We start from the raw sequence: 22,678 nt of genomic DNA, 5'->3' as shown, positions 1-22,678 counted from the left end.
GGTCCCATTCGCTGCGAAAAGGAGGGTGCCGGCCGAGGCCGGCCCCTTCGGTTACTTGCTGGCGTAGAGCTTCAGGATCGGCTCGACGCTGGCCGCGTCGTAGAGGCTGAAGGTGTGCACGTCGTAGCCGATGGGCTGGCCCGAGGCGGCCAGGTTGAGCAGGGCGACGGGCATGAAGCCCTGTGCGGAGGGGTATTGCCAGGCGGCGGCGTTGACATAGCCCGCCTTGACCGCCTCGGCGGTTTCCTTGGAATTGCCCCAGCCCACGACAGGGATCTGGCCTGCCGAAACGCCGGCACCCTCGAACACCCGCTTGACGCTGGCGGCCACGGAATCGCCGAGGGCGATGATCGCCGGCGGCTTGTTGGCGATCATGTAGTCCGTCATCTTGGCGATGATGCCGGCCGGATCGGTGCCGCAATCGACCACGTCATATTTGATGCCGAGTGGCTCGAAGACGCTGGCGATGCCCGCCGTCTCCAGCTGCTGGTAGCTGGCGCCGGGCACCTCGACGGGCAGGAAGACCTTGTCGCCCTGCTTCACCAGTTTCTTGTCGACCAGATATTTGGCCCAGGTGATGCCGGCCTCCTTGAGATCGGCGCCGACATAGGCCTGGCGACCGGTGGCGACGTCATCGGTGTTGTAGAAGATGATCGGGATGCCCGCCGCCTTGGCCGCCTTCACCTCTTCCGTCCACAGCCCCGGCTGCGCGGAGGTGGTGGCTATGCCGTCCGGCTTGGCGGCGATGGCGGAGTTGAAGGCCTCCTTCTGGGCGGCCATGTCGCCGCCGCTGAAGGAGATCTTGCAGGTGACCTTGAGCTGGTCGCAGGCCTTGGTGGCGCCGGCGTTCCAGTCGATCCAGAACGCGTCGGACGGCCCGCCATGGGAGAGAAGATAGAAGGTCTTCTGCTGCTCCTGTGCCTGCGGCGCCGTGATCGCCATGGCCAGCAAGGCCGCGGCGGCGGCCAGTTTCACGCCGAATTTCACCATGTTCGCCTCCCTCACCCTTCAAAGGCCGTTGTCGCGGAACTTGCCGTCGAGGAATGTCTTGGCGCGAGGCACGTCGTCCTCGGACAGATGCTCGATGATCACCGGAATGTTGGGGTGCTTCTGGGAAAGGCGCTGCAAATAGAGATCGTAATTCAGCGAGCCGAGGCCGGGGGCGGGCAGTTCGATCTCGCCGACACCGCGGAAAGTATGGCTTTCGAGGGCGTCCGCGTCGCCGATGTCGGCGTGTTTTTCGCTCTTGTCGTCGCCCGAACGCTTCACGTCCTTGGCATGGGCGATCCGGATCTTGTCGCTGAGCGTGTCGAAGACCTGGTTGAGGATCTGGTCCATGCGGTCGATGTTGTGGGTCTCGAAATAGTTGGTCGGATCCATCAAGAGGCCGAGGCCGGGATGGTCGACCTGGGCGAACATGCGCACGGTTTCCTCGACCGAGCCGACGACATTGTTCACATAGGTTTCGAGCAGGAAGACCGCGCCGTGGTCATAGGCCGTCTGGGCGAGATCGGCGATCACCTTGCGGCATTCCTCGAAGCCTTCCTCGGTCTTGTTCCTGGGGTGATGCACCCAGTCGGATTCGGTGTTGAAGGTTCCCGTCTCGGAGATCACATAGGGCGAGCCGAAATGGCGGGCGTTGCGGATGATCTCCTTGAGATAGCCGACGCGCTTCTCGCGCTCGGCTTTGTCGGGATGGATGATGTTGGTGTAGCCGGAGATGCAGCAGATCGGCAGGTGGTGGTCGCGGAAGGTATCGCGCACCTTCTTCGCCTTGTCCTTGGTGATCTGGCCGGCGGAGAGATCGACATCCTTGAAATGCAGGTCGAGCTGCACGGTGTTGAAGTCGAGCGAACGGATCTTCCTTGCCGTTTCCTCCAGGCTATAGGGAAAATAGCCGGTGAAGATACCTGCCTGCATCATGGTCGATTTCCTTCCCGTATCGATATTTCTTGATTTTCAATGGATGGGTATTTCGCTGAGCCTGACGGTCCGGCTTTCCTCGATGGAGCGGTATCCCGCTTCCACCAGCGCCATCGTCCTGACATTGTCGGCCACCGAAAGGGCCGGGGCGGTCCCGGTTTCCACCGCGTGCTGAAGCTGCTCCATCACGCCGATGAAGGCGTGCGGGAACCACATGGTCTGCCACTGCGGCGTCACCCACTCGCCGCCCGTGGCCTTGGCCGAGGCATAGCTGAAGGTGGACGGGGCGCCGGTGGGCCAGCCGATGCTGCCCTTGGCCACGCCTTCGGTTCCCTCCACCCGCCAGGTGATGTGCTGGTCGTCGCGATAGCCCTCCTGCCTCGGGCCCGACCAGACGTCTTCGAGCGACAAGGCCAGCACCCCGGAGGGAAAACGCAGGGTCGAGACCGTGATGCCGTCGCGATGGTCGAAGGCGGTGCGGGGGTCCTTGCGGGTGAGGGTGGTGATCTCATCGGGATCGCCGAACAGGAAGCGCAGCACGTCGAGGTGATGCACGCTCATATTGGCGAGCGTCAGCCGATCGTAGTTGCGCAGGAAGGGCTGCCAATGGGGGATCGCATGCATGTCGATCTGGGCGAACACCACCTGCCCGAGGTCGCCTGCGTCGAGGATCTGCTTGAGCACGCGCATCGACTGGTCGTAGCGCATGTTCTGATTGACGGAGAGGATCTTGCCGGCGGCCTGCGCTTCGTCCCGCAGCTTGATGGCTTCCGACAAGGAGAGGGCAAGCGGCTTTTGGGCAAGGATCGCCTTGACGTGCTTTTGCTTGAGGGCGTGGCGGATGAGCGCCGGTTGCTGGTCCGGCGGAAAGGCAAGGTCGAGGATCTCGACGTCGGTGTCCTCGATCAGCCCTTCGGGCGTGTCATGGACGGTCGGGATCTGCCAGCGGGTGGCAACCTTTTCGGCATTCGCCTTGGTGCGGGAAGCGATGGCGACGACGGGGAAGCCTGCCTCCCTGTAGGCCGCCAGATGGCATTCGGCCATGATCATGCCGGCGCCGATGCAGCCGATCGCGTAGCGCCTGGTGCGCACGGGGGCATCCGGTGCGAAACGCCTGGGTTCGTTCAATGCATCCTCCCGACGGTCTGTTTGTCCGACCTTTCCAGCGATATTGATGTTGATGGTTTTTGATGTCAACATCATTTAAAATCATTGTAAATCATTCGAACTGGAAGCTTTGAAGGAATTGCTGAAAATACAAGGTAAAACAGGTGGATAAATAGCTGTCGGCAATTTCCCGAACCCGAGTGCCGCTTGCGCTTGGCTCGCAAAAAATCCATCATTTTCAATCAGAATCACAAAAGGCGGCATTCATGCCGCATTCGGAAGGCGAGTTCCAGATTGCGTGCCACCCTGTCAGACGTTGCGCGAGAGGCCGGTTTCTCCTCGGCGACGGTCGATCGTGTCCTGAACGGGCGCCCCGGCGTGCGCGGCCGCACCCGCGAGATCATTCTCGAGACCGCCCAGCGCCTTGGCTACGCACTCGACGACGGCGCGACACAGGAAGCGGGAAACGGGCGCAGCCTGCGCCTCGATTTCGTGCTGCCCTCCCATTCCAACGCCTTCATGCGCAAGCTGTGCGGACAGATTGCAGAGCAGGCGGCCTATCGCGCCGGCGTCGACGCGCGGATCCACACCGTCGACGACTTCACACCGGAGAGGCTCGCTCGGGCGCTCTACGATCTGCAGGGCGTAACCAACGGCGTGGGGGTCATCGCGCTGGATCATCCCACCGTGCGCGAGGCGATCCGGTCGCTGGCGGCCACCGGCATCAAGATCGTGACGATCGTCTCCGACATCCAATCTGTGCCGCGCGTGGCCTATGTCGGTATCGACAACCGGGCGGCGGGCCGCCTGGCGGGCTATCTCGCCGGCCGCTTCATGGGCGTCGGCAGGACGGGCAAGGTGGGGCTGCTGGCCGGATCCCTGTCCTATCGCGGCCATGAGGAGCGCGAGATGGGCTTTCGCCACATCCTCGCCGAGGAGAATCCCGGGCTGCACATCGTGGAGCTTCGCGAAATGGGCGACGACAACGAACGTGCCTATGCGGAAACCAAGGCCCTGCTGCAACACCATCCGGACATTGCCGCCATCTACAATATCGGGGCCGGCATCCCCGGCATCGCCCGCGCCCTGAAAGAATGCGGCCGGGCGAACTCGGTCGTCTTCGTCGGCCATGAGGTGACGGAGGATACCAAACCCTTGCTGCTCGACGGCACGCTCGATGCGGTCATCGACCAGAATCCGCGGGTGGAGGCGCGCGAAGCGCTGAATACGCTCATCCATTCCTTGCGGGATCAGCCGATCATTGCCCATCCGCCGCGTCTGCAGGTGGTGTTCAAGGAAAATATTCCAGAGGTCTGAGAGGCGCAGCCGCCCGGAAGGCGGTCAGGTCAGAGCAGGCCATATTGGCGCAGGAGGGTGGCGATCCGAGCATCCTGCCCGTCGCTGGGCAGCAATGCCGGCTGGCGGCTAGCGCCAACGGACGCGTCCTGCAGATAGAGGGCGCGCTTGACCATGGCGGGGGCAAATCCGAGTGCGTAGAGGTCGGTGCGAAAAGCGGCGAAAACACCCTGTTGCCTTTCGGCCTCGGCGACATTGCCGGCGTTGAAGGCGCTCAGAATGCCGGCCAGGACATGCGGCATCGCATTGCCCAGGCCAGATATGCAGCCGGCTGCCCCGTTCTGGAGTGCCCACAGCACCAGGTGATCCGGCCCGGAATAGACTTGGAATCCATCAACTTCCTTGGAAACCTGAAGGTAGGCCTCGAGCGTCTCCTTCGCGCCTCCCGAATCCTTGATGCCGGCAATATTGCCGTGGTTGGCCAGGGTCCGAGCGGTCTGGGGTTCGATGTGGTTCTGCGTGCGTGCAGGAATGTCGTAGAGGTAGACCGGCGTCCGCACCGCATCGGCGACGGTCGAGAAATGGCGGACGAGACCGTCCTGCGTGCAGGCGATGAAGAAGGGCGTGATCACGGCAATGCCATCGACGCCGATGCGGTCGAACTCGCGCGCCAGCTTCATCGTCTCGAAGGTCGCCGGCATGCCGGCATTGACGATCACCCTGGTGCGGCGGCCGACCTCGTCGACCACTTCTTCGGTCAACCGGACCTTTTCCTCGAAGGTGAGCGCCGTGAAATCGCCATTGGTGCCGGCGCACATGATGTTGTTGCCGGCCTCGACCTGGCGGCGCACCTGGGCGCGCGTCGCCTTGTAGTTGATGGTTTCGTCCTCATTGAAGCAGGTTACGAGGGCCACGAAGGCTTGTCTGGACATGGGATCTTCCTTGGAATGGGGCCGGCTCTTCAGGAGGCTGTCCGCAGACGGGCGGCGCGATGGGCGGCCTGGGTATCCGGATCGGGATCGAGCGCCGCTGCAAGAAGGGCGCGGGTATAGTCCTGGCGCGGGGCTTCGAACACCTCGCGCACCGTGCCGAGCTCCACGATGCTGCCCTTTTGCATGACCATGACGTGGTCGGCAAAGTCGCGCACCACCGGCAGGTCGTGGGCTATGAAGATGAAGGCGATCCCCAGCTGCTGGCGCAGCCTGTCGAGCAGCGCGATGACCTGGGCCTGCACCGAGACGTCGAGCGCCGACACGGCCTCGTCGCAGATGATGAGCTGGGGTTCGAGCGCGAGGGCCCTGGCGATGGCGATGCGCTGGCGTTGGCCACCGGAGAACTGGTGCGGATAGCGGCCCATATGTTCGGGGCCGAGCCCCACCTGCATCAGGAGTTCGGCCACGCGCTCGCGCCATCTCGCCTTGGGCAGGATGTCGGGATGGATGGCCCATGCCTCGGAAATGAGCTGGTATGCGGTCATGCGCGAATTGAGTGACTGGGTGGGGTCCTGGAACACCATCTGCAGGTCGCGGCGCAGCCTGTAGAGCTCGGCCGGCGGCATGGTGAAAAGATCGCGTCCCTTCCACAGCGCGCTGCCGCTGTCGGGTTCGTCGAGGCGCAGCAATATGCGGGCGAGCGTGGACTTGCCCGAGCCGCTCTCGCCGACGACGGCCATCGTCTCGCCCGGCATGAGATCGAAGGAAACACCTTTCAGGGCCTCGAAGGCGCCATAGCGCTTGCGCACGTCGCGCACCGACAGCACGGGTTCGGCACGGGTGGCCGGTTCGTGCATCTGGCCTTTGCCGGGGGCCGCGGCGATGAGTTTCCGGGTGTAGGGGTGCTGGGGATTCTTGTAGACTTGACTGACGGTTCCTGCCTCGACCAGTTCGCCTTTTTCCATCACCACGACCCGGTCGGCGATTTCGGCGACGACGCCGAGATCATGCGTGATGATGAGGATGGCCATGCCGGTTTCCCGCTGCAATTCCTTCAGCAGGGCGAGGACTTCCGCCTGGACCGTGACGTCGAGCGCGGTGGTCGGCTCGTCGGCGATCAGAAGGTCCGGTCGAAGCGCGAGCGACATGGCAATCATCACGCGCTGGCGTTGGCCACCCGAGAATTCATGCGGGTATTTGCCGAGCGAGAACTCGGGATCGGGGATGCCGACCCGCGTCAGCAGGCGCAGCGTCTCGGCCCGGGCCGCGGCCGCGTCGGTGCCATGGGTGGTGAGGGCCTCGCGGATCTGCCAACCGACCGTGTAGACCGGGTTGAGGTGGCTGAGCGGATCCTGGAAGATCATGGCGACGCGGCGCCCGTTCACCTCGCGCCTTTCACGTGCGGACATCTTCAGGAGATCGACGCCATCGAGCAGGATTTCGCCCGAGGCTATGCGTCCCGGCGGCATGTCGATCAGGTTCATGATGGCGGATGACGAGACCGACTTGCCCGACCCGCTCTCGCCGAGGATCGCCAGCGTTTCGCCACGGTCGAGATGGTAGGAGACGTTGCGGACCGCCTTGACCACGCCCATCCCGGTATGGAACTCGACGGAGAGGTCGCGAACGTCCAGGAGATGATCAGCCATGCTTGGGTGCCTTCATTTCCAGGCGCCAGCGTTGCGTCGGATCGAGCGCGATGCGCAGCCAGTTCGACAAAAGGTTCAGCGACAGGGTCGTCACTATGATCGCAAGACCGGGCCAGAAGGACAGCCACCAGGCATTGGTGAGATATTGCCGGCCCTGCGAGATCATCAGGCCCCAGGTGATCTCGGGCGGCTGAATGCCGATGCCGAGGAAAGACAAGGCACTCTCGGCCAGCATGACATAGGCAAAGTCCAGCGTGGCGAGCGTGGTCAGCGTCGGCAGGACGACGGGCAGGATATGTCGGAAGAGGATGCGCGTCCTGGACGCTCCCATCACCCTGGCAGCCTGTACGAACATGCGTTCGCGGATCTCGAGCACCTCGGCCCTCGTGGTTCTGAGGTAGACCGGGATGCGTGTGATTGCCAGCACCAGCATCAGGTTCAGGATCGATGGCCCCAGGATATAGAGCACGATCACGGCGATCAGCAGCGACGGGAAGGACATGATGACGTCCGCGAGCCGCATGATCACCTGGTTGACGCGCGGGGAAGAAAAGCCGGCCACAAGCCCGAGCAGGGTGCCGACGCCGGCCGACAGGGCGACTGCGCCGGCGGCCACCAACAGCGTGTTGCGCGTGGCGACGACGATGCGTGCGAGCAGGGGGCGGCCGAGTGCGTCTGCACCCATCCACCATACCCAGCCGCGTTCCCAGTCGAAGGGGGCCGCGTTGCGCCCGCGAAGGTTCTGCTTGGTCGCCAGCTCGCCGAGCCAGCTCGGTCCTATGACGGCGAGGACCACGAACAGGAGCAGCACGATAGCGGCGCAAAGGGCAAATTTGTCGGCCAGCAGCATGCGGGCCATGCGCGTCAGGAAGGAGGGCTCGGCGGCGATCGTGGTATCGGCCGTGGGGTGGGTCATGGCGGCTGTCCTCAGTGACGGATCCGCGGATCGAGCAGCGCATAGGCAAAGTCGATCAGCAGATTCATGAGGAAGATCGCCAGAGCCGTGACGAGGATCGCCGCCAGCACGACGTTGAAGTCACGCTGCAGAATGGAATCGATCATCAGCTTGCCGATACCCGGGAAGCCGAAAATGGTCTCGACGATGACGGCACCGTTGAGCAGGCTCGCGGCCTGGTCGCCGATCACGGTGATGACCGGGAGCATGGCATTGCGCAGGGCATGGATGAAGATGATCGGCCCCGATTTGACGCCCTTGGCGCGGGCGGTCTTCACATAGGCCGAGGAGAGGGCGCTGATCATCGATCCGCGTACCACTTGCACGATGATGCCGAAGGGGCGGATGAACAGCACGCAGATCGGCAGGATCCAGTGCAGGAGGGAACCCGTGCCCGAGGTCGGCAGCCAGGACAGCTTTACCGAAAACACGACGATCGCCACGATCGCGATCCAGAAATCGGGCACCGAGGCACCGAGCAGCGAAATGAGGGAGGAGAGCCGGTCGAAGAAGCCGCCGACACGGAAGGCGGCAAGCGACCCCACGACGATGGCGGCGCTGGTGACGAGCGTCATCGTGATGGCAGCCAGCCAGAGGGTCCACACGAAGGCTTCGAGCACGACGTCGAGGGCGGGGCGGGCCTTGCGCAGGGACTCGCCGAAATCGCCGACCGCCACGTCCCCGACATAGCGCAGGAACTGGACCAGCAGAGGATCGTTCAATCCGTGCAGCTGGCGGAACTGCTCCTTCATTTCAGCCGAGGCCTCGACCGGAAGGAACAGGGCGGCCGGGTCGCCGGTCAGACGCGACAGGAAGAAGACAATGACGATCAGTCCGACCAGAGAGATCAGACTGGCCATGGCGCGTTTTCGAATGAAGCTCAGCATGGCGTCCTCAAGGAGGCAGGCGGTGAGGATGACCCACCGCCTCGATGGCTGTTGCGACCGGCAAGCCTGTCGTTCGAGCGGACAAGTCTACTTGATCTTGATCTCGGAGAGCTGGAGCATGGAGTTTGTCGCCATGGTCGGCTTGTAGTCCAGGCGCTCGGAGACGCGCGAAAAGCCGACCATGTGGAACAGCAGCACGTCGGCGACGACGTCGTCATGCAGATAGGCGAACAGCTGCGACCATAGCTTGGCCCGCTCGTCGCCGACCGCGGCGGAAGCCTGCTTGATCATGTCGTCGACCTTCGGATCGGAAAAGCCGGATTGGGTGCCGTTGGTCGCGTATTTGAAGAACATCGAGAAGGAAGGGTCGCCTTTGGCATTGTCGTGCATGGCGGCGACGATCTGGGGCCCGCGGCCTTCCTTGAAGGGCTTGGAGTAATATTGTTCGTGCTCGGCGACCTCGACGAACTTCAGGTCGACCTTGAAACCGACATCCTGCAATTGCGCCTGGATGGCCTCCATGATCTCGGTGACATTGGGAAAATTCGCGGTGCGGGCGATGATGGTGATCGGCGTGTCGAGGTTGACGCCATCGGCCTTGGCCTCCGCCAGCAATTTCTTGGCGCCATCGGGGTCGTAAGGGAAGACCTTGACGTTCGGATTCCAGCCGAGCGTCGGCGGGGGAACGATCGCGGTGGCGAGCAGGGCATCCTTGGGAACCAGCGTGCCGAGGAAGGCCTGGCGGTCGATGGCCAGATTGAGGGCGCGGCGAATGCGGACATCGTTCAGCGGCGGGATGTTGTGGTCGATGCGCAGATAGACCGTTTCGCTGTCGAGATAGGAGAAATCGGTTGCCGCATTGGTGGCGTCGAGCTGCGAGATCGACGGCGACAGATCCGCTTCGCCGGTCTGGACCATGGCGGCACGAACGGAGGGATCGGCGCGGAACAGATAGGTCGCCTGCGTCACTTCCGGTTTCGTGCCCCAATAGTCGTCGCGGCTGGTGAGGACGATCTGCTGCCCTGGCGTCCAGTTGGTCAATTTATAGGGACCCGTGCCGACCGGCTCGCGCACGAATTCGAGCGGCGTCTCCTCGGGCACGATGGTGACGAGAGACATCAGCAGCGGCAGGATCGGCTGGGCAGGATCGGCCTTGAAGTCGATGGTGTAGTCGTCGACGATGGCGGGGGTCACCGTCATGCCACCGAAGTAGCGACGCGATTCACAGGCGTTCTTGTCGCTCATGATGCGATCGAAGCTGTGCTTGACGTCCTTGGCATCGAAGGTCGTGCCGTCGGAGAATTTGACGCCATGGCGCAGATGAAAGCGCCAGCTGCCATCGGCGTTCTGCTCCCATTTTTCGGCGAGGCGCGGCATCAGGCCCTTGTGGTTGCGAAGGTCGAGCTCGGTGAGCGTCTCGCTCACGTTCTGCATGATGACGCGCCCGATATTGGAGCGGGTTGCCATGCAGGGCTCGAGCAGATCCGCCTCCTCGGCCAGTACGATCTTGATGGGTCCGGATCCGGCGAAAGCGGGTGAGAGGGCCGAGCCCAGCATCAGCGCCCCCAAGACAAGCATTTTCTTCACGGCAGTCCTCCCTCCGACGTCCTTTCGCCGGTTGCCCAAACCATCGCCCTTTCCTGAAAATTTGTCAATTTATTTCATAATGTAAACTCTATTGCGGGTATCGTCAAAAATTTTTGTTTTTAAAATCAACGATTTATATGAAAAATCTCTACAAAATAAGAATTTGTATAACATACAAAAACTTGACAACTTTATGTTTTTGGCGATGCTGGCCTCATATGGGAGAGAACGAATGGACCCCGAGGAAATAGCCCGGAACATGAATGGCCGGCTCCAAAGCATATCGCCGGGGCGTCAGGAGGCTTTGCTGCCTTCGCCCATGATCCAGAATCATGCGGCCTATCTGCACCTGCTCCACGATGGCGCCCTGCTATGCGCCTGGTTCGGCGGCACGCTGGAAGGCAAGTCCGATATTTCGATCTTCGCCAGCGTGTTGCCGAAAGGGGCGTCGTGCTGGGGCCCGCCGCAACGGCTGAGTTTCGATCCTGCGCATTCGGAGCAAAATCCCGTGCTCTTCACGGCTCCGGACGGCAAGCTGTGGCTCTTCCATACCTCCCAGCCTTCCGGCAACCAGGATGAATGCAGGATCCGCATGGCCGAGATCCACCGCGATGTCGCGCAGCCGCTGACGCTGACGGCCGGGGAGGGAGGCTATCTCGATTTGCCGCGTGGCTGTTTCGTTCGGGCGCCGGTGACGGTGCGCGATGACGGGGCCTGGCTGTTGCCCATCTTTCGTTGCATCCAGCGGCCGGGCCAGAAATGGAACGGCAGCCATGACACGGCCGCCGTCGGCATCAGCCTCGACGGGGGCAGGACCTGGCGGCTCGAAGACCTGGACCAGTCGATCGGCTGCGTGCACATGTCGCCGGTCCGGCTGGGCGAGGACCGTCTTGCCGCTTTCTTCCGTCGGCGCCAGGCGGATTGGGTCTTCAGGACCCGGAGCATGGACGGAGGCAGGTCCTGGTCCGTGCCGCAGGCGACCGACGTGCCGAACAACAATTCCTCCATCGCTGCGATGTGTCTCGCCGATGGCAGGGTAGCGATGATCTGCAATCCCGTGAGCGCGGCGCAGTCGACGGACCGGCGTGCCTCGCTCTATGACGAACTCGGCGAGGACGACCACCGTCCCGATGCGGATCCGGCCGGCGGCTGCACGCCCATCTGGGGCGTGCCGCGGGCACCGGTCTGCCTGTGCCTGTCGGACGACGGCGGTGAAACCTTCCCGGTTCGCCTTGTCGTCGAGGATGGCCCCGGCACCTGCCTTTCCAACGACTCGACCGACGGCCGCAACAAGGAGATGTCCTATCCCTGGCTGTTGGCGGAACCTGACGGTACCATGCATCTGGCCTACACCTATCATCGGCGTGCCATCAAATATGTCCGGCTGGCTTCGGGCTGGGACAAGGCTGCCGTTCGGAGTCCTTCATGAGCAATATCATCGGCATAACCATGGGCGACCCCTGCGGCGTCGGCCCCGAAATTTCGATCCGCGCGCTCGCCGGCATGTCGCCCCAGGAGCGCGAGACGATCCGCATCTACGGCAACCTGGCCACGCTGGAGGCCGCACGGGCGGCCCTCGGCCTCGATGTCGATCTCGCCGCCCATGTCGTGGACCTGCCGGTCGAGGGCGCGCCGCTACCCTGGGGGAAACTGAGCCCGGTCGCCGGCGACGCCGCCTTCCGCTTCATCGAGAAGGCGGTGCGCGATGCCGAAGCCGGAGCGATCGGCTGCATCGTCACCGCGCCGATCAGCAAGGAGGCCCTGAACCTCGCCGGCCATCATTATGATGGACATACCGGCATGCTGCGCAGCCTGACCGGATCGAAGGCGGCCTACATGTTGCTGGCCTCCGAGCGTCTGAAGGTCATTCACGTCTCGACCCATGTCTCCTTGCAGGAGGCGATCCGCCGTTCGACCACCGAGCGCGTGCTGGCAACCATCCGCGCCGGCGACGCGCATCTCAGGCGCATCGGCTATGCCGCGCCCAAGATCGCGGTGGCCGGCATCAACCCTCATTGCGGGGAGAACGGCCTGTTCGGCACAGAGGATGACGACCAGATCGCGCCGGCGGTGAGGGCGGCGCGTGACGAAGGCATCGATGCCCATGGTCCGATTTCCGCCGACACCGTATTCCACCGCGCCTATTCGGGCGTGTTCGACCTGGTCGTCGCCCAGTATCACGACCAGGGGCACATTCCGGTCAAGCTCGTCGCCTTCGACACGGCTGTGAACGTTTCGGTGGAACTGCCGATCGACCGCACGTCGGTCGATCATGGCACGGCCTTCGACATTGCCGGCAAAGGCATTGCCAATCACGGCAACATGATTTCGGCCATTGCCTACGCCCGCAAGCTGGTGTCCGGCGCGGCCAGGCGGGGATGACGCATGACCATCGCTCCTATCACTCTCCATCAGCCCCGCCGCCTTGCCGTGGGCGCCGGTACGGCCGCTGAGGTCGGTAACTGGGCCGGCGATGCCAGGTCGGTCCTGGTGGTCGCGACGCCTGTTACGGCGGGCTTTGCCGATCGTTTGAAGCTGTCCGGCCGCGTTACCGTGTTCGATGCCATTCCCGGTGAGCCGGATACGAAGACATTGGATGCAGCGCTCGAAGCTGCGCGCCGCAGCGAGCCGGACCTGATCGTCGGTCTGGGCGGCGGCTCGGTTCTCGATGTCGCCAAACTCGTGGCCGTACTCTGGGATTCACCGCAGACGCTCGCCGACGTCGCCGGGCCGAACCGGGTTGCGGGCCGTCATACGCGCCTTGCCCAGGTCGCCACCACGGCCGGCACCGGCTCGGAGGCAGGCATTCGTTCCCTGATCACCGATCCCGGCAGGGGCAACAAGATCGCGGTCGAAAGCCCGCATATGATCGCCGATCTCGCCGTGCTGGATCCGGAGCTGACCTATTCCGTGCCGCCGGCGGTGACGGCAGCAACCGGCATCGACGCCATGGCGCATTGCGTCGAAGCCTTCACCAACCGTCGCGCTCATCCGATGATCGATGGGTTTGCCCGCATGGGCTTTGGGCTCGTCGGCAAATATCTCGCGCGTGCCGTCCGGGACGGCACCGATACCGAGGCGCGCGAAGGGCTGATGCTCGGCTCCTACTATGGCGGTATCTGCCTGGGGCCGGTGAACACCGCTGCCGGCCACGCCATCGCCTATCCGCTCGGTACGCGGCTCGGCCTGCCGCATGGGTTGGCGAATGCGATCATCTTTCCGCACGTGCTGGCCTTCAACCAGCCGGCGGTTGCGGGCAAGACGGCCGAGGTGGCGCATGCGCTGGGATTTGGACAGGGTCTTTCCAGCGCCGAACTGGTCAAGGCTGCCCATGAATTCTGCCGAGGCCTCGGCATCGAGATGTCGCTTGCCGCCCATGGCGCCAAGAAGGACGACCTTACGCTCTATGCGAGCGAGGCACATGCCAATCGTCGCCTGATGGACAACAATCCGATCGACATGAATGTCGATGATGTGCTCGGAATCTACCGCGCGGCCCTTTAGGTCGGCTGTTGTATCGCGCCTGATTGCAAAACCCCGGCAGAGCCGGGGTTTTGCATTTGAGCGGTTTACTTGCTCGCCTGGAACAGACGATCGCGGGACCCGGTAAGGTGGTCATGCATGAGCTGTTTCGCCTTCACTCCATCGCGAGTGGCGATGGCCTTGGCGATGGCCTCATGTTCCGCAAACACCCGTGTGAGACCGGTCGCCTCGCGTTTGACCGAAGCGCCATGAAAGCGCATGCCGACGGCGATGTGGTCCTTCAGGGCTTCCATGGCGGTGAAGAAATAGCTGTTCTGGGCTGCTCGCGCGATGGCGAGATGGAACTGGAAATCCGCATCTTCCCGGTGGGATTGCCGGTTGGTGGCATCGCGCATGAGTTCCAGGGCCTGGCGAATGGCGGCCAGATTGGCGGCGTCGTGGCGCTCCGCCGCCGCCGCCGCCGCTGCCGGCTCTACCGTCAGCCTGAACTCGTAGCAGTTCAGCAGGTCGGCGACGTTTTCCAGCTGTCCGAAGCCGAGCGGCTCCCGCATGCCGAGCGCGCGCACGAAGCTGCCTGCCCCTCGCCGCGAATAGATGAAGCCCTGCTCGCGAAGCCGGCGCAGCGCCTCGCGGATGACCGGACGCGAGACCTCGAATTCGATGGCCAGGTCATGCTCGGTCGGCAGGCGCTCATCCGGCTTGTAGGCACCGGACTTGATGGCACGATGCATGCGCTCGAAGACGAGATCGCCGAGGCTCCTGCGCGCTGTTCCGTTTTGCAAACCCATCTGTCATCCCGTCCTGCGGAGGATCTGGCCGGCGATCCTGCTCAGCGCATCCGGCTGCCCGAACCCTCCCGATTTTGCAATGATGCAATGGCCTTGGGCGTGGGCCAAGCCCAGTCCCGGCAGGCATTCGCCCAGGAGCCGAAACCGCCTGATTTCCATTTTTTCCAGCACGGCCTGTGCCGTTTCTCCGCCCGACAGCAGCAGTGTCGATGCCCTCGCAAGGCCCGAAAACACGCTCTGCGCAAGGGCATGAGAGACCTCCTGCGAGGTCGCGGGCTCCTCGCCCGGCACCGCCTGTACGAGGGTGATGGCGTTGCCATCGGCGATGGCCTCTGCCAGGCGGCCATTGAGCGCCGGCAAATAATGTGGATCGAAGGAAGCCTTGAGCGCATCGACCTGGGCGAGGGTGATCGGATCGCGAGATCCAATCACGAAAAGGGCGGGGCCATCCGCAATCTCGACCATGCTTCCGGTGGCGCGTCCGCTGAGGCGTTCGGCAAGCGCTTCCGCCAGGCCTCGCGCGCCGATCAGCAGATCGACGCCAGCCTCTTCCGATCGGGCGAGCCAGGCGCGCATCTCGTCCTGATCCGAAATATCCGGAATTGTGGCACGCGTTGCATGCGGGCCCAGCGCCTCGGCAAGGGAGATCGGCGCGTCCACGCCGAACCCGTGCACATGGCCGGCCTTGACCACCCGCCCGAAATCGGGAATCGCCGGGGCCGCCAGTGCAGCGCGAAAGGGCAGGGCGTCGAGCTCGGCGGCGATATGCCCCTTGAGGCGCGAATCCACCTTCTTGAACAGGCGGATCCCGGTTGGCAAGGCGGCCAAGGCCGCGATGGTCAGGCGCCGTGCCCTTTCGGCGGTCAGTTCGCGGGAGCCGAGATTGATCGAAACGACGTCCGGCCCTTCCCGGACAGCTTCCTCAATGGCATCGATCGTCAATGCCACCTGCGCATGCATGCCCCGCGCCGCGAAAGGCGCGGCGGTGTCCAGTGCTCCTGTCAAATCGTCGGCAAGAATGGCCAACATCGCGTTTCTCAAATTGTTGTTATCTTTTGTTCTCTATTTATCGTTGAAATGTCAATGTTTTTTGTAAAAATATTACAAATATGGTACGGTTGGCGCTCGGCTGTGGAGGCTTGAGCCATGCCGACGGGGAAAAGCCTATTTGGGGCGCCCGTGCCGGCAGGCTGCTTCCATGGGTCTGCTGCCCGATTGATCGGGTTATCGGGGCGGCTTCTGCTCTCGAGGGCGCATCAGGGGTGAACGAGGCCATGCGCCGACCGGGCTGGCAGGCGAAGGTTCGTTGCTGTCGGTCACCCGACATCTCCTCCCTGAAACCGCCGGCACGACTTGGCCCGGTGGATCCGGGGCTCGGCACGGCGAGCCAAGCCTATGATCATCTCCGGTGGGCAGCCGGACGACTCGAGGAGGCCCGTTCGATCAATCTGCATTCGATCTTGTGAATGCGGCGATGCGACGATGCGGGTTTCTTCGCCAATTGCCCGATGGCCCAGGCGCCCATCGAACGATGCGGAAGCTCGAGTGTCGTCAGCTGGGGCCGCAAGTGACGGGACAACTCGTCATCGTCATATCCGACGATGGACAGATCCGCCGGTACCCTCAGGCCAGCCTCGGCAATCGCAGTGAAGCATCCCATCGCCATCTTGTCGTTCTGGCAGAAAATGGCGGTCGGCGGCTCCTCGAGCGACAGGAGCCTTTGCGTCGCCTCGAAACCGGATGTCGGCGTCCAGTTCCCCTCGACTACAAGGCGACCGTCATAGGGGATGCCGGCCTCCGCCAGGGCCTGCCTGTAGCCGGCGAGCCGGTCCTGGGCCGCCTCCATGAAGCTCTCTCCCACGATCGTGCCGATGCGTCGATGCCCCTTTGCTATGAGGGAAACAGCCGCCATCCGCCCACCGGTCACCTCGTCGGGGACCACCGCCGGAAAGCGGTCGTCGCTCGTATAGCAATTGAGCAAGACCAAGGGGACGGGAAGGCTGTCGAAAGCTGGATCCAGTGAAACGCGGCGCGTGAAGATCGACATATAGACGATGCCTTGTGCGCCGGCCTGGAGAAGCCGGGCTATGGCTTTGCGCTCATGTTCCGCGCGGCCCTGGGTCTGCACCACCAGAATGGTCACGTCGTTTTCCCAGGATGCCTGCCGGGCGCCATCGATGGCGTTGACGGCTTCCGGCGTCGTTGCCAACTGGTCCACAATGAAGCCGATGCAGCCGCCGCGCAGTTCTTCGAGGCCGGCCCGCCGAATTGGACTTCCTATGCCGTAACCGAGGGCACGAGCCGCATTCTGCACCCGCATGTGCAGTTCGGCGGAGATCTTGATATCGGTGACGCCGTTCAGGACGACGGACACCGTGGCCTGCGAGCAGCCGGCTGCCTTCGCGACGTCCATCATCGTCACGCGCTTCCTGGTTTTCCGTTTGCTCACATGTCCCCCTTCGAGCTTCGATCCTATATGGACTAATAAAATTCGGCCATTGACTAATAATTATTAGCTGAAGTAGCGTCTCTGGAAAAATAGGAGGAGATCACTGGATGGCTACGCATCCCTCGTTCAAATACGATATCGCCTCCCAGGTGGCGCAACTCGTCGAGGACGGCATCATCGGACTGAAGGGCGCCTTCAGCCCTGAATGGGCCGATGACATGCGCGACGATATGATGACGGCTTTCTGGGAAGCCATTCAAAGGCCCGGTGGCGCCGTCGGCCGCGGTCCGCGCCGGTGGTATGTCGAGATGCATCCGCAGGCCTTTCGCGGTTTCGCGGATCTGATCACCCATCCGTGGGTCGTGGATGTCTGCAGCCATGTTCTTGGACCGGATTACCAGATCGTGGAGATCGGCCTCGACGTGCCGTTCCAGGGCGCGAAGTACCAGCCCTGGCACCGTGATTTTCCTTCGCCTGCCGACACCTATCGCGACCGGAAGATGACCTCGCTCGCCTTCAACCTCACCGGCGTCGATGTCACCGAGGACATGGGTCCTTTCGAAATAGCGCCGGGCACCCAGTATGACGACGGCCGTGAATGGAAGCATGAGATGTTTCCGGACAAGTCGCTCTGGGGCCGCTTCCAGGAGCGTGCGGCCCGCAAATATCCGCAGCGTGGCGATATCTCCTGCCGGTCCGCCCTGACGGTCCATCGAGGAACGGAGCATCAATCGCCCATTGCGCGGCCCGTCATGGTCCTTGGCGTCGATGCGCCCGGGGCAGGGCATGCCGAACTGCATGACATGATGGTCACGCGCGACTGGTACGAAGCCTTGCCCGATATCGCAAGGCAGCATCTTGTTTGCCGGATCGTGGAAGAACTGGTGCCGATCAGCCAGAAGCACGACATCGAAGGTCTCGTGATGGGCGCCGACCCGACCTGAGGGTGGCTCTCAAGATCGGTGCTAGGCCAGGCCCTCGGCGACGGCATAGGCGTGAAGGGCGTCCGAGAGGCTGTCTTTCCGAGGCAACAGGGCGCGCGTCGTAATCGAGTCGAGGTGGTGTGTCATCAGTGCGACCGCCTCGTCGGTCTTGCCGGCGATCAGCTTGTCCAGCAGCTCCCGGTGTTCCGATACGGCGCATTCGGAGGAATGCGGCCTGCCGTAGAGAGCGAGGATCAACGAGCTGCGCGCGACCAGTTCATTCACATAGCGTATGAGGCTGGCATTGCCGGTCATCTGTGCCAGCAGCGTGTGGAACTCGCCGGCCAGGCGTATCGACGCCGCGTGTTCGGTCCTGGCCGCCTCCTCGGCTGCGATATGGGTAGATAGCGTGTCTATCTGTTCCCGTGTCAGGCTTCCCGAAAGGGTCTCGACCACCAGCCGTTCCAGCGCGATGCGCGTGAGATACAGGCTGCGGCCTTCCTCAAGGCTGGGGTGGGAGACCACGGCTCCCTTGTTGGGCCTCAACTCGACAAGTCCCTCCTGGCTCAGGCGAACGAGGGCCTCGCGGACGAGCGTGCGGCTGACGCCCAGCCGTTCGCCTATCGAGTCCTCCGGCAGCTTCGATCCGGGTGGCAAGGCTTGGTCGAGGATGGCCCGCTTCAAGGCTCGGTGAACGGCCTGGGAGCGCCCGCCACCGGTATCGCTTGCCTTCTTTGCCATTCGGGGCCTCCGGTTCCAATGCTTCTTCCCTGGAATTGCATGCGAATATTGCGAGTGTCCAGCTGCTTGTCATCGCAGCGAACATGCCTTTGCCATCGTGATGGTTTGCCAACCCGTTCGACGGATACTCGGTCCTGGATCCCCGACTGCGGAAGGCCTTTTTGGAAAGGAATATGCACGCATATATTCAAAATTTTACATACAATAATTGCATTCAAAAATTCCGAAAGAGCTCCTCGTCGGCGCGGTCGTCAAGAATCCGTAGGAATTCTCTTGGCCGGATGGCGTGCGACCGTCTCTCGGAGTGTGGCGGCATCCGATTGAATCGCCTCAGCTGTCTCTGTTGGCTTGACTTGGGTGTGTCATATAAGTATGCAATATATGATAAATAATGCATACAATCTGCGAGCGTGGCTCGCTGGCTCGGGAGGGCAGGAATATGGATAACTCACAGGTGGGACTGTCTCGACGCGGCTTCATGGCGGGCGCCGGTGCCGGAAGTCTGGCGCTGGGGCTTGGCTTGGCGGCAGGCGCAGAAGCGGCGGACGGGAAATCGATGATCGACGTCGGCGCCGTGACGACGCCCGTCACCGATGTGACGAAATTGCCGGACGCCTATTACCTGCTCAACGTCCGCCTCGAGACGGGCTTCGTCGAGGAGAAGAAGTCGTGGCTCGACGCTCCGGTCATCACCCACACCAGCACCGAGTTGAAGACGCTGCGCATCGCAGGGGGCAAGATCGCCGAGATCCTCGACAGCAAGGGCGGTATTCCGTCGGGCTCGCCGGCCTATGACGCACAGGGCCAGCTGCTGCTGCCGACCTTCCGCGACATGCATATCCACCTGGACAAGACCTTCTATGGCGGTCCGTGGGAGGCGACCCTGCCGAGGGAGCATGGCCGAGCCGATCGCATTGCCCAGGAACGCGAGATTCTGCCCAAGCTCCTGCCTCTGGCCGAAGAGCGTACGGCCGCGATGGTCCGCCTGATGCATTCACGCGGCACCACGGTCTGCCGGAGCCATTGCAATATCGATCCCGTCAGCAAGCTCGGCAATCTCGAGCACCTCAAAGCGTCGTTCGAGCGCTTCAAGGACACGCTGGACTCCAAGATCATCATCTTTCCGCAGCACGGTCTTCTCGCTTCCAACAGCGTCGAGCTGATGCGCGAAGCGCTGAAATCAGGCGGCGTCAGCTATGTTGGCGGCGTCGATCCCTCCGCCTTCGACAATGCCATGGAAAAATCAGTCGACACGACGGTCCAGCTCGCGATCGATTTCAACGTCGGGATCGACATCCACATCCATGAGCCACGCCAGACGGCCATTCCAGCCTTCAATCGCATCATGGATCACATGGAGAAGAACAAGCAGCTGCAGGGGAACGTGACCTTCAGCCACGCCTATTCGCTGGCCGAACTCTCCAAGGAAGAGCTTGGCGACATTGCTGCCCGCATGAAGGCGCTGGGCGTCACCCTCGCGAGCGCGGTTCCCCTGGGCAAGGACGCGATGCCGCTGCGCGAACTGCACGAAGCCGGCATCAAGGTGATCTGCGGTACCGACAGCACGATGGATTGGTGGGATTCGTTCGGCAATTGCGACATGCTGCAGAAGGCCAATGAAATCGCCCGCATCCAGTATCGCAGCACGGAGTTCGAGATCAATCGCACGCTCGGATACGCCACCGGCTTTGTCACCCCGCTCAACGACAAGGGTGAGCAGGCCTGGCCGAAGGTAGGCGACGAAGCGAGCATGAATCTCCTTCCCGCCAGCTGCTCGGCCGAGGCAGTCGCACGCCTGCCCGCCCGCAATGCCGTGTTCCACAAGGGCAAGCTCGCCTACGGCACGCTCCCCAAGGCTGGCTGACCTTGTCCGTATACGCGAGCGCCATGGAACGGGCCGTCGTCAGGGCGGCCCGCATTCTCCAGGGAGTGATGCCGGGGATACGACAAGGCCGATTTGCTACCCGCTGCGAGCTTCGTCGAGAGCCTCGAGGAAGTGGTGCAGAGCCTCGCCGATCTCCCTCGGCGAATCTTCCTGGAGGTAGTGGATACCCTTGACCGTCACTTCGCGCTGGTGAGGCCAGCTGCGGCATATCTCGCGCGCCCGGCCGGTGAGGATGGCGCCGGGCTCGGCATTGACGAACAGCTTCGGGATAGCTGCCGTTGCCAACCAGACGCTGTATTGCCGGACAATGGCGAGCACATCCGCCGGTTCCCCCTCGATCGGCAGTTCACGTGGCCATATGAGGGTCGGCAACCGAGCCTGGCGTTGTACGAACGGCGTGCGGTAGGCATCCATTTCGGTCTCGCCCAAGGGGCGGATAATGCTGTTGGGCAGGACTGTTTCGATAAAGAAGTTCTGGTCGAGCACCAGCGCCTCGCCTTGTTCCGAGCGAAGGGCACGAAAGAATTTGTCGCGTCCCGCCGGGAAGTCCGCCCAACGACGTTCGGCAACGATCGCCTCCATGTAGACAATGGCACGGATCTGGTCGCTATGTCGGAAGGCGCGATGGAAGCCGAGTGCCGACCCCCAGTCATGCAAGACCAGAGTGACATTGGCGGTGAGGCCGAGTTGCTCGAACCATGCATCGAGATAGCGCGAATGATCGACGAAGCGATAGCCGCCGGATGGTGACGGGCCTGATTGGCCCATGCCGACGAGGTCGGGAGCCAGGCAGCGCCCGAACCCGCTGGCATAGGGAATGATGTTGCGCCAGAGATAGGATGAAGTTGGGTTGCCGTGCAGGAAAACGATCGGGTCGCCCGTGCCGACGGCCACGTAGCTCATTTCGCTATCGAGCACCTTGATCCGTTGGCGCGGATGGGGATCTTCCGGATTAATCATCGTATTCAAGGTCTTGCTCCCTGTCCGGAGCGGTCGAGGCGCCTGTTCGCGTCATTCGGGACCGTTCTCACGGGGGCAAATTAGGTCGTCGCAGGCTTTGCGGAAATTCGCTAATATTGCGCAATGCATGATCATTTTCGCACAGGCCGGATCGATTGGGAGGATGTGCGCTTCTTTGCGGCTTTGGCGCGCCATGGCAGCTTTTCGGCGACCGCCCGCGCCCTGCGGGTCAATCACGCCACGGTCTCCCGCCGCATTGCCGCACTCGAAGCCGCCGTCCAGGTCAAGCTCTTCAAACGCGACCTGAATGGCTATCAGCTGACCGATGCCGGCCGGCAGGCATTGCAGGCGGCCGATACCATGGAAAGCGCGGCTGCCGCTCTGTCGCAGCTGGAGCCCGAAACCGCGCTGACCGGTCTTGTCCGCGTCACTACGACACCGAGCCTGGCCGAGAGCTTCGTCATTCCCAAGCTCGCTGCCTTGCAACAACAGCACCCGCTTCTCGAACTCGAGATCAACGCGGAACGCCGGCCGCTCAGTCTCAGACGGCATCAATCCGATATTGCGCTGCGCATCGGGCGACCGGAAAAAGGAGAGCTCAGGACGCGCCGGGCCGTTTATCTCGCCTATCGGTTCTATGGAACTCCGGCATGGCGCGAACGGATCGTTGCCGGCGCCCCTCCGCGTTTCATTGGATTCGACGAGGGGGGCGCCGATTTTCCCGAGGCGCAATGGCTCGCGGCGCAGTTCGAAAATGCGCCAATGGCCTTGCGCTGCAACAATATCACGGGACAGATCGTGGCCGCGCGTGCGGGCTTTGGCATAGCCTTGCTGCCGCATTTTCTGGTAGCGAACGATTCCGAGCTTGTAGAAATAGATCTGTCTCGCATACCGCCATTGCGCGAACTATGGCTGCTGATCCGGCACGGCGCCCAACCGCCGCAGCGCATCCGGGTTGTGGCCGATTTCCTGTTCGATGCAATCCGACAGGAACGCCTGCGCTTCGAAGGGGGCTAGAAGTGATGGCGCCATGCATGACGGCCACCTCCCTGCGGATCTGCAGGCCGCAAGCCGGTGCCTGTCAGGCGATGTCCGGGGCTTCGAGCACGGAAC

At 62.8% G+C, this 22,678-nt stretch carries 20 protein-coding genes; 7 read left to right on the top strand and 13 right to left on the bottom strand.

Annotated elements, in window-relative coordinates; all coding sequences use genetic code 11:
• Positions 1–51 precede the first annotated feature (51 nt).
• Genes BA190_RS01275 through BA190_RS01265 form a run of 3 tightly spaced genes read right to left on the bottom strand, consistent with a single transcriptional unit; the run spans position 52 to position 3,051 of the window.
• A complete protein-coding gene (locus tag BA190_RS01275) occupies positions 52–990 on the bottom strand; it encodes a substrate-binding domain-containing protein (RefSeq protein WP_068281593.1) in 939 nt (312 codons plus the stop codon).
• A gap of 18 nt (positions 991–1,008) precedes the next feature.
• A complete protein-coding gene (locus tag BA190_RS01270; protein WP_068281592.1) occupies positions 1,009–1,923 on the bottom strand; it encodes a sugar phosphate isomerase/epimerase in 915 nt (304 codons plus the stop codon).
• Positions 1,924–1,959: 36 nt separating this feature from the next.
• Positions 1,960–3,051, bottom strand: a complete 1,092-nt coding sequence (locus tag BA190_RS01265) for a Gfo/Idh/MocA family protein (protein WP_068281591.1) — start codon at positions 3,049–3,051, stop codon at positions 1,960–1,962.
• A gap of 273 nt (positions 3,052–3,324) precedes the next feature.
• Between BA190_RS01265 and BA190_RS01260 the strand changes: the two genes are divergently transcribed.
• Positions 3,325–4,347, top strand: a complete 1,023-nt coding sequence (locus BA190_RS01260) for a LacI family DNA-binding transcriptional regulator (RefSeq protein ID WP_068281590.1) — start codon at positions 3,325–3,327, stop codon at positions 4,345–4,347.
• 29 nt (positions 4,348–4,376) lie between these two features.
• On the opposite strand, the gene BA190_RS01255 is transcribed toward BA190_RS01260, so the two are convergent.
• From BA190_RS01255 to BA190_RS01235, 5 genes are all read right to left on the bottom strand, one after another.
• Complete coding sequence (locus BA190_RS01255) at positions 4,377–5,258, bottom strand: dihydrodipicolinate synthase family protein (RefSeq protein ID WP_068281589.1); 882 nt, start codon at positions 5,256–5,258, stop codon at positions 4,377–4,379.
• A 29-nt stretch (positions 5,259–5,287) separates the two neighbouring features.
• Positions 5,288–6,907 carry an ABC transporter ATP-binding protein gene (locus tag BA190_RS01250; protein ID WP_068281588.1) on the bottom strand — a complete coding sequence of 540 codons (1,620 nt, stop codon included), beginning with the start codon at positions 6,905–6,907 and terminating at the stop codon, positions 5,288–5,290.
• Entirely contained in the window at positions 6,900–7,823 is a 924-nt protein-coding gene (locus BA190_RS01245; protein ID WP_068281587.1) for an ABC transporter permease, read from the bottom strand. Before BA190_RS01245 ends, BA190_RS01250 begins: the two co-directional genes overlap by 8 nt.
• Positions 7,824–7,834: 11 nt before the next feature.
• The gene (locus BA190_RS01240; RefSeq protein WP_068281586.1) at positions 7,835–8,749 is read right to left on the bottom strand and encodes an ABC transporter permease; all 915 of its coding nucleotides are present in this window, start codon (positions 8,747–8,749) and stop codon (positions 7,835–7,837) included.
• An 87-nt stretch (positions 8,750–8,836) separates the two neighbouring features.
• On the bottom strand, positions 8,837–10,327 hold the full coding sequence (locus BA190_RS01235) for an ABC transporter substrate-binding protein (protein ID WP_371260279.1): 1,491 nt from the start codon (positions 10,325–10,327) through the stop codon (positions 8,837–8,839).
• A 241-nt stretch (positions 10,328–10,568) separates the two neighbouring features.
• Here BA190_RS01235 and BA190_RS01230 point away from each other — a divergent pair, with 241 nt between their 5' ends.
• Genes BA190_RS01230 through BA190_RS01220 form a run of 3 tightly spaced genes read left to right on the top strand, consistent with a single transcriptional unit; the run spans position 10,569 to position 13,840 of the window.
• On the top strand, positions 10,569–11,765 hold the full coding sequence (locus tag BA190_RS01230; RefSeq protein WP_068281584.1) for an exo-alpha-sialidase: 1,197 nt from the start codon (positions 10,569–10,571) through the stop codon (positions 11,763–11,765).
• A complete protein-coding gene (gene pdxA / locus BA190_RS01225; RefSeq protein WP_068281583.1) occupies positions 11,762–12,718 on the top strand; it encodes a 4-hydroxythreonine-4-phosphate dehydrogenase PdxA in 957 nt (318 codons plus the stop codon). Before BA190_RS01230 ends, pdxA begins: the two co-directional genes overlap by 4 nt.
• 3 nt (positions 12,719–12,721) lie before the next feature.
• Positions 12,722–13,840, top strand: coding sequence for an iron-containing alcohol dehydrogenase (locus tag BA190_RS01220; protein WP_068281582.1), 1,119 nt, complete (start codon positions 12,722–12,724; stop codon positions 13,838–13,840).
• A gap of 65 nt (positions 13,841–13,905) precedes the next feature.
• On the opposite strand, the gene BA190_RS01215 is transcribed toward BA190_RS01220, so the two are convergent.
• From BA190_RS01215 to BA190_RS01205, 3 genes are all read right to left on the bottom strand, one after another.
• A complete protein-coding gene (locus tag BA190_RS01215; RefSeq protein ID WP_068281581.1) occupies positions 13,906–14,607 on the bottom strand; it encodes a FadR/GntR family transcriptional regulator in 702 nt (233 codons plus the stop codon).
• 3 nt (positions 14,608–14,610) lie between these two features.
• Positions 14,611–15,636 carry a four-carbon acid sugar kinase family protein gene (locus BA190_RS01210; protein ID WP_068281580.1) on the bottom strand — a complete coding sequence of 342 codons (1,026 nt, stop codon included), beginning with the start codon at positions 15,634–15,636 and terminating at the stop codon, positions 14,611–14,613.
• Between the two features lie 370 nt (positions 15,637–16,006).
• The gene (locus tag BA190_RS01205) at positions 16,007–17,023 is read right to left on the bottom strand and encodes a LacI family DNA-binding transcriptional regulator (RefSeq protein ID WP_202908406.1); all 1,017 of its coding nucleotides are present in this window, start codon (positions 17,021–17,023) and stop codon (positions 16,007–16,009) included.
• Between the two features lie 140 nt (positions 17,024–17,163).
• On the opposite strand from BA190_RS01205, the gene BA190_RS01200 reads away from it, so the two are divergent.
• The gene (locus BA190_RS01200; RefSeq protein ID WP_068281578.1) at positions 17,164–18,000 is read left to right on the top strand and encodes a phytanoyl-CoA dioxygenase family protein; all 837 of its coding nucleotides are present in this window, start codon (positions 17,164–17,166) and stop codon (positions 17,998–18,000) included.
• 21 nt (positions 18,001–18,021) lie between these two features.
• Here the strand turns inward: BA190_RS01200 and BA190_RS01195 are convergent, their stop codons facing one another.
• Positions 18,022–18,720, bottom strand: coding sequence for a GntR family transcriptional regulator (locus BA190_RS01195; protein ID WP_068281577.1), 699 nt, complete (start codon positions 18,718–18,720; stop codon positions 18,022–18,024).
• Between the two features lie 439 nt (positions 18,721–19,159).
• Here BA190_RS01195 and BA190_RS01190 point away from each other — a divergent pair, with 439 nt between their 5' ends.
• On the top strand, positions 19,160–20,584 hold the full coding sequence (locus BA190_RS01190) for an amidohydrolase (protein ID WP_068281576.1): 1,425 nt from the start codon (positions 19,160–19,162) through the stop codon (positions 20,582–20,584).
• A gap of 96 nt (positions 20,585–20,680) precedes the next feature.
• On the opposite strand, the gene BA190_RS01185 is transcribed toward BA190_RS01190, so the two are convergent.
• Positions 20,681–21,565, bottom strand: coding sequence for a haloalkane dehalogenase (locus tag BA190_RS01185; protein WP_068281575.1), 885 nt, complete (start codon positions 21,563–21,565; stop codon positions 20,681–20,683).
• Between the two features lie 123 nt (positions 21,566–21,688).
• Between BA190_RS01185 and BA190_RS01180 the strand changes: the two genes are divergently transcribed.
• Entirely contained in the window at positions 21,689–22,582 is an 894-nt protein-coding gene (locus BA190_RS01180; RefSeq protein WP_068281574.1) for a LysR family transcriptional regulator, read from the top strand.
• Positions 22,583–22,678: the final 96 nt, after the last annotated feature.

Origin of the sequence: Labrys sp. WJW (genome assembly GCF_001676615.1) — a bacterium.
In the GTDB taxonomy this organism is placed as follows: domain Bacteria; phylum Pseudomonadota; class Alphaproteobacteria; order Rhizobiales; family Labraceae; genus Labrys; species Labrys sedimenti.
Note: the sequence above shows the minus strand (reverse complement) of the source record. Positions and strands in the feature narration are given on the sequence as shown.